This is a genomic window from Rathayibacter sp. CAU 1779, from assembly GCF_054551755.1.
Genome location: NZ_JBTOLK010000001.1, coordinates 1414892 through 1426432, shown reverse-complemented (window position 1 = coordinate 1426432; position 11541 = coordinate 1414892). Strand labels below are relative to the sequence as shown.

Sequence of the window (11541 nt, the reverse complement as noted above, 5' to 3'; positions counted from 1 at the left end):
AGGTCAGACCTGTGCGGGCGCGGAGATGCGGCTCGCGCGGGTCAGGATGACCGCGACCCGCGCCAGACGGTTGGCGGCGACCATGAGGAGGATCACCCCGGTCGACGCTGCGAGCGTGGACCCGGCCATGCCGGCGAGCACGTCCATGCCGATGCGCACGAGGATCAGCAGCACCCATAGGGCCATGCCCAGCCAACCCGTGCGCGTTTCGAGGGTGACGAGCGACGCGCTGGGACGCCGGTCGTTCGCGTGGGCATCCCGGTAGAGACGGATGCCGTCGGCCGTCAGCGGCCGGATCGTCGCGATCTTGCCCATCACGGCCCCGAGCCCGAGCGAGACGACCAGTTCGACGAGGAGCACCGCGATGTCGACACCCGTGATGGCCTGCGGCTTGGTCGTGCCGCCGAGGGTGGCGAGCCCGACGATGCCGAGGATGACCGGCATGCGCCACATGCGACCCGGGTCGACGGCGCGCCAGGTCAGCTGGCGGTATCCGACGAAGACGAGCACCGCGACGATGATGACCGCGTTGGTGACGAGCTGGAGGGAGAGGGACACGATGCTCCTTGGTCTGTGCTGGTTCGGTGTCTCCACTCTCGCGTCCTGAGTCTGCAGCGCCCACCACCCAGGGGTGGAGATCGGGCGGATGACGGGTGGAAGTCCGGCGGAAAGCGGTGTCCGAAACCGCGGCCGTCAGCGGTCCCCCGTTTTGGGGGTCCGTCGGCGATCACCCCCGAAAAGGGGGCAGCCATCCCGTCCTGCGAGCGCAGCTCGATCGGCCGACACGCGGGGTGAGCTGCATCCGATTTGCCGTGTTTCCGTGCTATTGCGCGGATGCTCGACGACTCGCCGACTGCACCCGTTCACCGAGAGCCGCAGCACCGACCACGACCACGCGCGATCAAAAGATGACATTTGCTCAAACGCGCGCGACGGACCATCGCGGGCTGCGCCATCCGCTTGTAACCTGGTCGCCGTCACAGCGTGGTCCCCGGATTCCGGAGCACACAGACGTGTCGCCCGCATCTGAGCGCGTACGTCGAGATGCACTCGCTCAAGCACACCAAGAACACCTCGGGGGAGGTTTGATGGTGGCAGGGTCCTACTATCTTGCGATCGATATCGGCACGAGTCGCACGGCTGCGGCGACCTCGAGGCTGGCCCCGGACGGAAGTCTCGTGACAGCATCCGTTCCGCTCGGGCGCAACTCGGACAATGTGCCGACGTCGATGTTCGTGACGGACAGCGACCTTCTCTTCGGCGACGCGGCGGAGCGCAGAGGCATCACGGAACCGCAGCGACTGGTGCGCGAGTTCAAGCGACGTGTGGGGGACGGCGTGCCGCTGATCGCCGGAGACCGGCGATTCCGGCCGGAAGAGGTCTTCGCGCTGATGGTCGGCTGGGTGGTCGACTCGGTGAGTTCACGCGAGGCTCGGCTGCCCAGCGCCATCGCCGTCACCGTTCCCGCCGCGTGGGGCGAATATCGGAGGCAGCTCATCCAGGACGCTCTCGGCCACCAGGGCTGGGCGAGCGTCACCCTGGTCTCAGAGCCGGAGGCCGCAGCGCGCCACTACGTCACCACGACGGAACTGCCTGCGGGTCGCGCTCTCGTCGTCTACGACCTCGGAGGCGGAACGTTCGACGCGATCGTCCTCCGCCGTGAGGCGAATGGCGACATCCGCATCGTCGGCAACCCGACCGGACTCGAGGACATCGGGGGTGCAGACTTCGACGACGCTCTACTGCGGCACGTGGTCGCAGTCGGCGGCGTCTCGGGCGACGACCTCACCGATATCGGTGACGATCGGGTCGCTCTCGCAGCCTTCCGCCGGGAGTGCGTCGACGCCAAAGAGGCGCTGTCGTTCGACTCCGAGACGGTCGTTCCGCTGCTCGTCGGCAGCAGCCACAGCACCGTTCGCATCACGCGTGCCGAGTTCGAGCAGATGATCGAAGAGCAGATCTCTCGCACTGCCGACGTGTTGTCCGAAGCGATCTCCGCCAGCGGCGTGGCGCTCAAGACGGTCGACGCCATCCTTCTGACCGGCGGCTCGTCTCGCATTCCGCGGGTCTCGCAGCTGCTGTCCGAGCGGTTCAATCGACGAATCGCGATCGACGCCGATCCGAAGGCGATCATCGCGCTCGGTGCAGTTCGCATCCTGTCCGATCGGGCGGGACTCGTCATCGCGACGCCGACGCCTGCCGTCGCGGGAGAGGCGGAGGAGGAAGAACCCGTTGCGGCCGCGGTTCCCACGGCTGCGGATCCGGCGACCCCGGTCGCCGGCGCCAAGCCGCGAGCCGGCATTTTCGGCAGGAAGCGCCGAGCGCAGACCCTGGCGTTCGCCGCCGCAGGAACGGTCGTGCTGGCACTCGGCCTCGCCATTCCCGCGGCGACGAGCCGCGACGGAGACAAGGACTCGCTCACGTCGTCGGCGCTCGAGAAGGCGCTCGGGATCGCGCCGGCACACGCGGACACGTTGCCTTCGGTGCCGCAGACGGCAGCGCCGGCGCCGCCACCCGTCACCACCGCGAGCGGCAGCCCGAGATCGAGTTCGAACTCGAGTTCGGGTTCGAAGGCGGCGACGAACTCAGGAACGTCCTCATCGAAGTCCAACGCGAGTTCGGGGGGCTCGAGTGGGTCGTCATCGAGCACGAGGGCAAGCGTGCCCTCCCCATCATCCAACGTGTCGGCGACTGCTGCGGACTCCATCGCCTCCAGCTCGGCAGGCACCTCGGGCGAGGCCGGCTCGAACGACACCTCCACTCCGACGGACACGTCCACGCCGACCAGTGACCCGACGTCGACGGACACCCCCAGCGATCCGACACCTACCGGCACTCCCAGTGATCCGACTCCGACCGACACCCCGACACCGACCGACTCCCCGACACCGACCGACACCCCGACACCGACCGACTCGCCGACGGACACCCCCAGTGATCCGGCCCCGACCGCCCCGTCCGGCCCTGACGGCAGCTAGGCCGGAGAACAACGGCAGCCCGAAGGCAATGGTGACCTCTCTCGCATCCGTGACCGAATCGATGTCGACGCCTCCTGCGCCGCGTCAGCGGGTGATCGCGCGCACGAAGACTTCGCGGCCGACATCCGCTCGGGCCGACGCCGCGCCCGGACTCTGGCCGCGGTTGGCGCGTCTGCACATCGAGTACCTGCTCAGCAGCAGGGAACCACCCCGGTCGCTGGTCGTCGGCCCTGCAGGCTCCGGGAAGACGAGCGCGCTGCGGTTTCTGCGCGACGAGTTCGACAAGGCCGGCAGGACCGCCCTCTTCGCCCATGATGCCGATGGGATCCGAGCGACACCGCCGGAAGGCGTTCTCCTGGTGGATGACGCGCACCTCATCGACCCGGAGACTCTGCTCGCCCTCGCCGACCGAGTCGCCGACTCGACATCGGCGACCGTCGTCGCGTGTCGGCCGTGGCCGGCGCCCGACGGCTTGAGTGACGTCCTCACAACGCTGGACACGCCCGGCTCCGCCATCGTGCTCGGCCAGGTGAGCGCAGGCGAGGTCGTCGAGTATGTGGGCGAAGGCACCATCCGGCAGGAATGCATCAACGACCTCGTCGAATTGTGCGGAGGCATGACCTGGCTGCTGTCGGAGGCGCTCTCGCTGCACGACGAGAGCGGATGCCCGTCCGGATCCGCACACGATGCCATCGCCTCCTCGCTGCACGAGGTCGTCGCCCACCGGTTGAACCAGCTCGAACCCGACGTGCGATCGGCAGTGGAGACCGAGTCGCTCACCCCGAACCCGGCGAGCCGATCCGCGAATCATCGCACCGACATGGTCGTCGCGGCTCACGCGCAGGGGCTGCTGCTCCGCAACGGGCAGGCGGCCCCGGTGGTTCGCTCGGCTGTGCGTGCCGTCACACCGATCGGTAGGATCGTCTCGCTCGCGGACGCCGGTCTCATCGAGCCGTCCGCGGAGCTTCTGCACGGCGTGCGCGATCACGACGTGGCGCGCACGATGCTGCAGCTCGGTGACGATGCCCTTCAGAACTCCCCAGAGCGCGCTGCGGAGCTGTACGAGCATGCGGCGAACAGCGGCGCCGACCCCGCTGTCGTCGCGGTTCGACGCGCACGCGCGCTCTGGGCCTCCGGCCGGCACGACGAGGCTGCCGCCGCGGTGGATGGACTCGACATCGATGCGGACGAACCCGACGCCGCCTTCACGACGAACCTGGTCGCGGCCGTCTGGGCCGGACGAGGCATGCCGGAGACCGCCGACACCGTGTATCGATCGGCGAACGTCGACTCCCCGCTCGTGCGTGCCGGCGCCGTGATCGCGTCCCTCGCTGTGGGAGATCCGCGAGAGGCGGAGGCGCCGCCGACCGGAACCGCAACCTCCATCCCCTCGACCGTCGTCGTGGCGATGGACTCCCTGAGCCACGGTCTGCGGGGCACTCTCGGTGCGTCGGCGCAGGAGTCACTGAGCGACCTCATGCGCGCCAGTGACGCATACACGATCGCCGGCGTCCCGGATCCGGTGCCAGAGCTTCCGGCCGTCCTCGCGGCGGTTGTCGCTCTCCACCTCGGCGAGCTGGAGGTGGCGGCGGAGATCCTGGAGTCCGCCGCGCGAGAGAGACAAGGTGGAACGGGCGGCAAAGCTCGCCTCGCACTCTGGACCGGCTGGGTCGCCCTGCAGCGACAACGACCGCACGAGGTGGAGGCCGCGCTGGCCGTCGCGTGCGGCACAGGCGACCGGCTCACTCCGCGCGATCAACTCCTCGAGCATGCTCTGCGCATCGGGCTGGCACGTCGATACTCCGACACGGCGGCGACCATGACGGCATGGCGCCGAGCTCGGGAGACCATCCTCCGGGCGGAGTTCGATCTGTACGGCATCCATCCGCTGTCCGAGTTCGTGGTGACCGCTGCGCGACTCGACGATGTGCCACGGATGCGGCGCCATTTCGATCAGGCCATCGACCGCGTCGAGCGGCTCGGCAACCCGAGCTTGTGGGCTGCGCACCTGCACTGGGCCGGCATCCAGCAGGGCATCCTGTTGAACCGTCCCGATGCCCTTCGCCCGCATGCCCAGGCGTTGGTGGCGGCGGCATCGGAGAGTGTGATCGCCGCCGCGATGTCGCACGCCGGCAGGGTGTGGACCTCCGTTCTGACCGGCAAGGTCGACGCCGATGCCGTGGAGGCCGCGGCCTCCGACCTCGCGGATGTCGGGCTCGCCTGGGATGGTGCCCGCCTCGCCGGATACGGTGCAGGCCTGACCGAAGACCGTCGCGTCGTCTCGCGGCTGCTCGCCTGCGCACGCCGACTGCACTCGAACGAGACGCTCCCGTCGAGCGCCGACAAGGACGAGACGCTCGTCTCTCCGATCGCTCCCGTTGAGACCACCCTCAGCGCCAGGGAACGTGAGGTGGCCGCGCTCGTGCTGGACGGCAAGACCTATGCCGAGATCGGCGCAGCGATCTTCATCTCGCCGCGCACCGCCGAACACCACATCGCCCGCATTCGCAGTCGGCTCGGAGCGACATCGCGCTCCGACCTGCTCACCAAGCTCCGTCTTGCTCTCGAGACGGCCGACGTCGGGGAAAACGCGCATGGCTGACCGATGCGGCGACCCTTCCACCCAGCAGACCCCTAATCACCCCGCATCGGGTGGCTCGATTCCCCTACTGGATGCGCGCGGGGAACGGGTTCTTCCCCGACGCGAAACCCGCCCGATCCGACCTAGGTTCGAGGCAAAGCATCGTATTCAAGGAGCGCAAGCATGAGCGTCACTCTCGCGACGGTCGCCGATTCGTTGATCGATTTCATCCTGAGCCTCCTGCAAGACCCGGCGGCGACGGAGAAGTTCAACTCGGATCCCCAGACGGTGCTCGCGGCCAACGGTTTGAGCGGAATATCCGCAGCGGATGTCTGCGCCGTCGCACCCGTCATAGCGGAGCGTCCAGGGGTCCAGGTTCTCCAAGTGACACCGCACTTCACGATCGGCGACCCGAGCGCCGATCCGCCGAGCAGAGCCGTTCAGGAGATCCAGACCATCACCCACAGCCTGACCTACGTGGACAACCGGTCCACTCTCGTCGACCAATCCACGAACCAGAACATCTGGGCGACGGGCGACGTGACGCAGAACTTCGACCAGCACGCGACGGTCGGCTCCGGTGACGGATCGACGGTGGCCGGCGGAAACATCGACCTGACGAGCACGCAAGACGACTCGACGCACATCACGGGCGGAGGCGACGTGAACATCGGCAACACGACGACTGCGACGACCAACACGGACTCCGGAAACGACCTCACCGACAACTCGACGACGACCGACAACTCCACGAACGTCGATGCCGACGACACGCTGAACTCGACAACGGCCACGACGACGACCGACGACTCGCACAACTCGTCTGCCGCCGACTACAACGACACCCACGCCACCGTCGACGACAACACGCTCTACGACTCGCACGATGCGGCCATCATCGATGACACGGCCCCAGCCGACGACCTCTGATCTCGCGCGCCAGCCGGTGGGCGGTGCAGCGAGGCCGCCTTCGACTCGGACGGGATCGTATGTCCCGCCCCTGATGGCGCCTCCCCCCGAGCCGCATATCGCGCCAGCGCGGCCGCCGCTGAAAGAGAAGGCGCCTCCACCGGTGCTGACGAAGGCGAAGCCACCGGTCTCGGTGCGGATCACACAGGTCTTCTGGATGCTGAGCCTCGTCGCGGGCGCCGCCGGCGTGGTGTACGCATTCATCATCCGGATCGCCCAGCTGCCCGCGATCGAGAAGCTCGTGAAGGGCGTGGAAGCGCACCGTGCAGCTGCCACCTACGAGTCGGCCGCCCAGATCGTGTTCTGGTGCGTCTTCGGCGGGATGATCGCGGTGGTCTTCCTCCAGATCGTGTTCTTCGTGTCATTCCGCAACCGACGTTCCAACGTGCGATGGTGGCAGTTCGGCACGTTGTTCCTGCAGGGGATCGTCCTGATCTTCGCCCACGAGCTCGTCGCCATGGGCGACAGGGGCAAACCGCTGGAGGTCATCCTGGGCGCGCAATACCTGCTGGCGATCATCGCGCTCTGTGTGAGCCTGCTACCGCAGGCCCTCCGCTGGAGTGCCCGTAAGTACGACATCCGACGCGGGCAGTCCACGTGACGGAAGCAGTTCGGCCATCGCCCCTTCGACACTCCTGATGACCACTCGGCCGAGTTCGGCCGTCGCCCTGTCTGCGAGCGGAGATTCCGCGATGCCGTGCCAGTGCGCCAGGATGTCGTCGGCACGCGCTCGGATCTCCTCGTCGCCGGCCGTCTCGGGAAGCCCCAGCCGCTGAACCGCCGACGTTCCCGATCCGCCGACGATGCGCTCGGCATCCGCTCGATCTGCCTCATTCAGCGAAAGCGAGGATGTGCGTGCTCGCGCCAGCAGACCCAGTTCCCGCAGCTCGTGGTTGTTGAGCATGATCTGCTCGATGTCGCCGAGAATGCCGGCGGCATCCTGGATCGGCTTCTCCCGGACCAAGAGCTCCAGCCCCTGCAGCACCCCACGGGTCTTGAGGGCGACAGCTCGGCTGCGGAACTGGTCATTGATGAATCGCTGCAGCTCGACGAGCCCGCTCTGCTGCACGAGTCGTTCGGAGAGATCGGTGGAGTTCTTCGCTCCGGCGCGCAACTGACCGGCCGCCAGCCGAATGCCGAAAATGCCGAATCGGTCGAGCAGACCACGCCGCTCGGCTACGCCGAGGGCGGTGGAATCGCTGCGTCGAACGAACCGATCGACCGACAGCAGCAGTCGTTCGCGCTCGTCGCGATCCATGAGCGAGATCTCGCGAAGTGCAGTGAACTCGCTCTCGTTCATGGTGCGCGCCGCCTCCGCGAGGAGGCCTGCGACCGGGACCACGTCCAGCGTCAGTGCCCGCAGTTCCCCGTCGCGGCGGTAGCGGTCGGCGATCTTGGCTGCCGAGATGAGCGAGTCGATGCGTCCGGAGCCGAGTTCGTCCGCACGGGAGAGGATCGCGAGCGCGTTGACGGCCTGCGAGCGTCCGGCAGCGGTGTCGTTGAACGCCTCCAGGAAGTGGATGTCTGCGGCGTGCAGGTGACGGAGCATGTAGATGATGGCATCCGCCTCGGTCGGCGACGACGCCGGCGTCAGGAGCCGGGTCGCCTGCGCCGACGTGTCGATGGAGAGAGACGCGATGCCAGGAGTGTCGATGAGAACGGTCCGGCGCAGATGCTCCGACGGCCATTCCACGCCGATCCAGTCGATCTCCTCGGCGGCGTACTCGCCGAGCTCGATCTGCAGATCGCCCTGCACGCGCTTCACCGGCATCGGAACGCGTTCGCCGTTCATCAGCTGGAGCGTGATCTGCGGGGTGCGTCCGTAGCGATACCACATGACCGTGCGCGTGCACTCCCCAGCATCGGTGGGCGCGATCCGCTCGCCGATCAAAGCGTTGAGCAGAGTGGACTTGCCGGCTTTGACGATGCCGGCCACCGCGATGCGGAGCGGCTCCCTGAGTCGCGTGTCGAAGGTGTCGAGAACCTCGAGTGCCGCTGGATCGTCGTCGTATGCGCGCCTCGAGCGATCGATCACGTCGGCGACCGACTCGAGACCGCCACGCATCATCGGGACGCCCCGACGGGCTCTTCGGTTTCCGTCAGTGCCCGCACCTGCTGGCGCAGAAGCTCGATCTGCTGCTGGCGGGCCTGCAGGATGCGGATCCCCTCCTCGCGATTGCCGGAATACGTCTGTGCGGCCCGCTGCGCAGCCATCACCGATTCGTTCAGCGACCGGCTGAGCTGATCGGCGATACCGCCGAAGTGGTCGCGGGCCACTCGCTGAACCAGCCGCAGACGGTCCTTCAGAGGCTTGGACACCTGGAACACGACCTCGTCGATGTGCCGGCGGACGATGTTCTTCGCCTCCATCTGTCTGCGCATGAGACGGTTGTTCATGTCCTCGCGGAATGCGCGGCGCCCGACGAGCACGCCGACGATGAGCGAGAGCGGATTGATCAGCGTCAAGCCGATCAGGCTCGTCGCGAGGCCGGTCATCAGCACGCCGCCGTACGAGCCGCGCAGACCGATGTAGATCTTCTCGATGGTGCCCATCTGCCCCGGCTCGAGGGTTTGAATCTCGTCGACCGGGTCGAGCAGCTCAGCAGTGTCCGACACGTCGAACATCGGGAGCGCGGGGTTCTCGGCGACGAACTCCTCCGCGACCTGCTGCGAGAGCCATTGCGAGCGCTCGTTGGTCCAGACGAACGTCTCGGCGATCGCCTCGGACACACGATCATTGAGCCACTCCGCGATCTGTTCCCAGATCGGTCCGGGATCACCCTCATCGATGGCATTCTCGGCTTCGCGCTGCACCTTGCGCAGGCGGTCGCGAAGGTCGTGCTCCGTGTCGGACATGAGGTCGCCGATCCCGTCGCTGAGCAGGATCTGCCACCGAGAGGAGCGACCGCGGAACTCGTCGAGCCGGGCTCTGGCGTCCTCGAGCTGCGCCATGATGCGCGGTGTCTGTTCCGGATGCATGAGCGTCGTCAGCTCGGTGCGCACCGCCATGGCGAGCTGGTCCAACGAGGATTCGAGGTCGTGGATAGCCACGTCGCGGTGGAGGTCCTCCGCCTTGCTCAGCACGTCGCGCCTGAGGTATCCGATGAGCCCGGGAAAGCCGGACTCCCGGTTCAGCGTCAGGTCATCCTGCGCTGCGGCCAGCAGGCGCAGATCGCTCGAGACGGAGAAGACCGGGACGCTCCCGACGTCGGCCAGGTGTCCACGGTCGATGTCTTCGATCCGCCGCCATTGCGGGTAGATGTCGGTCTTCGAGATGACGGCCGCCATGTTCGGGGAGATGCGGAGCGCGTTGCGGATGAACTGCATCTCGGGCTCGGTGTATTCCTGCGAGGCATCCGAGACGAGAAGGATCGCGTGCGCCGAGGGAATCGCGGCGAGCGTCGAGAGCGAGCGTGTGGACTCGATGCCGCCCACTCCTGGCGAGTCGACGATGCGGAGGCCACCCGCAAGGATCTGGCGGGGAAGGAATACCTCTGCGCCGAGGAGATTGCGCTCGTTGTTGGGGTTGCCCTTCTCGGAGACGTAGTCTGCGAGCTCGTCGATCGAGATCGGGATGCGCTCGACTTCGTCGGGATCGCCGTTGCCTTCGCCATCCTCTCGGCGCTTGATCACCACGGCCGACGGTGTCTCGCCGTAGCCGACGGAGGTAGGGACGCTGGTGGCGACGTCGTCATCGATCGGACACACCGGCGCGTTCACCAGCGCGTTCACCAGCTTGCTCTTGCCCTGTTTGAACTGGCCGAGCACGAGCACGCGCACATGCGGATCGAGCAGGCGTGAACGAGCTTGGTCGAGATACTCCACGAGGTCGTTGCGGCCCAGCAGTTGGGTGATCTTGCGTGCCTTGGCGAGCAGCTCGACGACGTCGCCGGTGTCGTGGCTGAGCACCAACTCCGATCCTGCATCACCGCCGACCGCCGACGGCTCGGTATCGGGCGCGCGCGTCGACCCGTCCCGCGGCGGCTCGGATGTGTCTGCCCGAGCGGTGTCATCCTGCGCAGCGTCTGCCTGCGCGGTCTGCGTCTCTTCCGACGCTGTCGCCCCCGACGGGATGTCGTCCGACGCTCCCACGCTTCCCCCTTGGTCTACGACCGTGCCCCGTGTCTCAGGCTAGCGCTGGATGTCGCCCCCGACGCGGGACGATGACGACGAACAGGCCGCTGGCTCCCGCACCCGGATCGGGTCGGAAGCCAGCGGCTGTGCGCCGGTTGCGGATCAGGAACCCGCGTCGATGATGCCGGCGCCCTCACTGCCCCAGATCACGTTCGCGTCGACATCCCAGTGGCTGGTGTCCACGTTGTGCACCTCGGAGTTGAACGAGTCGTCCGTGGTCGTGGCGAAATCGGCCGAGTTGAACGAGTCGCTCGCGTCGACGTGGATCGAGCTGTCGTCGTGCGTCGAGTCGTCTGTCGTCGTGTTGAACGAGTTCCAGTTCGAGTTCAGCGTGGTGGTGTCGTCGATGTTGATGTCACCGCCGGCCAGGATGTGCGTCGAGCCGTCGATGTGCTCGTCGATGCTGACGTCGTCGCCGGCGGCGATCGCCCCTGCACCCGAGGCGATGACCGAGGTCCCGTCGGAGGTGATCATCGACGGACCGAACGAGTGCAGGTCCGCGTTCACCGACTGGTCGACGACCGTGCCGTCACCGGAGCCCGATCCGCCACCGCCGAGGTTGTAGGTGCGGTCGCCCACGTCGACCGAGTGGTCGTCGGTCAGTTTGACGTCGGTGGTGTTGTTCGAGTCCCATGCCAGGTTGCTGGTCCACTCGTTGCCCGACCCGTGCGACGAGTTGTCGGTGGAATCGTCGACGTTGTTCGATCCGACGGTGGTGGCGCTCGTGTTTCCCGATCCGATGTTGCCGTCGTCGTCGAGACCCAGGGCCAGGTTGGTGGTGTCCGTCGTGTTGTTGGTCGTGTTGTGCGAGTTCCTCGTCGAGTTGTTGAGCGAGTCCGTGAAGTCGAAAGCCATGATGCTCAATCCCTTTCCTGAGAC

Annotated in this window: 8 protein-coding genes; 4 read left to right on the top strand and 4 right to left on the bottom strand. The window is 67.1% G+C overall.

All coding sequences use genetic code 11. The features are described 5' to 3' along the window. Positions 1-3: 3 nt before the first annotated feature. Entirely contained in the window at positions 4-558 is a 555-nt protein-coding gene (locus tag ACX9R5_RS06480; protein WP_459408181.1) for a hypothetical protein, read from the bottom strand. A 530-nt stretch (positions 559-1088) separates the two neighbouring features. Here ACX9R5_RS06480 and ACX9R5_RS06475 point away from each other — a divergent pair. The 4 genes from ACX9R5_RS06475 to ACX9R5_RS06460 all read left to right on the top strand — a co-directional run bounded on the left by ACX9R5_RS06475 (position 1089) and on the right by ACX9R5_RS06460 (position 7129). Further along, positions 1089-2978, top strand: coding sequence for an Hsp70 family protein (locus tag ACX9R5_RS06475; RefSeq protein WP_459408180.1), 1890 nt, complete (start codon positions 1089-1091; stop codon positions 2976-2978). A 28-nt stretch (positions 2979-3006) separates the two neighbouring features. Beyond that, entirely contained in the window at positions 3007-5580 is a 2574-nt protein-coding gene (locus ACX9R5_RS06470; RefSeq protein WP_459408179.1) for a helix-turn-helix transcriptional regulator, read from the top strand. Between the two features lie 162 nt (positions 5581-5742). Continuing rightward, complete coding sequence (locus tag ACX9R5_RS06465; protein WP_459408178.1) at positions 5743-6489, top strand: IniB N-terminal domain-containing protein; 747 nt, start codon at positions 5743-5745, stop codon at positions 6487-6489. A 142-nt stretch (positions 6490-6631) separates the two neighbouring features. Next, on the top strand, positions 6632-7129 hold the full coding sequence (locus ACX9R5_RS06460; RefSeq protein ID WP_459408177.1) for a hypothetical protein: 498 nt from the start codon (positions 6632-6634) through the stop codon (positions 7127-7129). Here the strand turns inward: ACX9R5_RS06460 and ACX9R5_RS06455 are convergent. The 3 genes from ACX9R5_RS06455 to ACX9R5_RS06445 all read right to left on the bottom strand — a co-directional run bounded on the left by ACX9R5_RS06455 (position 7067) and on the right by ACX9R5_RS06445 (position 11517). After that, on the bottom strand, positions 7067-8596 hold the full coding sequence (locus ACX9R5_RS06455) for a dynamin family protein (protein WP_459408176.1): 1530 nt from the start codon (positions 8594-8596) through the stop codon (positions 7067-7069). The genes ACX9R5_RS06460 and ACX9R5_RS06455 overlap by 63 nt on opposite strands. Next, positions 8593-10620: a dynamin family protein gene (locus ACX9R5_RS06450; RefSeq protein ID WP_459408175.1), complete on the bottom strand. Its 2028-nt coding sequence runs from the start codon at positions 10618-10620 to the stop codon at positions 8593-8595. Before ACX9R5_RS06450 ends, ACX9R5_RS06455 begins: the two co-directional genes overlap by 4 nt. 144 nt (positions 10621-10764) lie before the next feature. After that, complete coding sequence (locus ACX9R5_RS06445; protein ID WP_459408174.1) at positions 10765-11517, bottom strand: hypothetical protein; 753 nt, start codon at positions 11515-11517, stop codon at positions 10765-10767. Positions 11518-11541 lie beyond the last annotated feature (24 nt).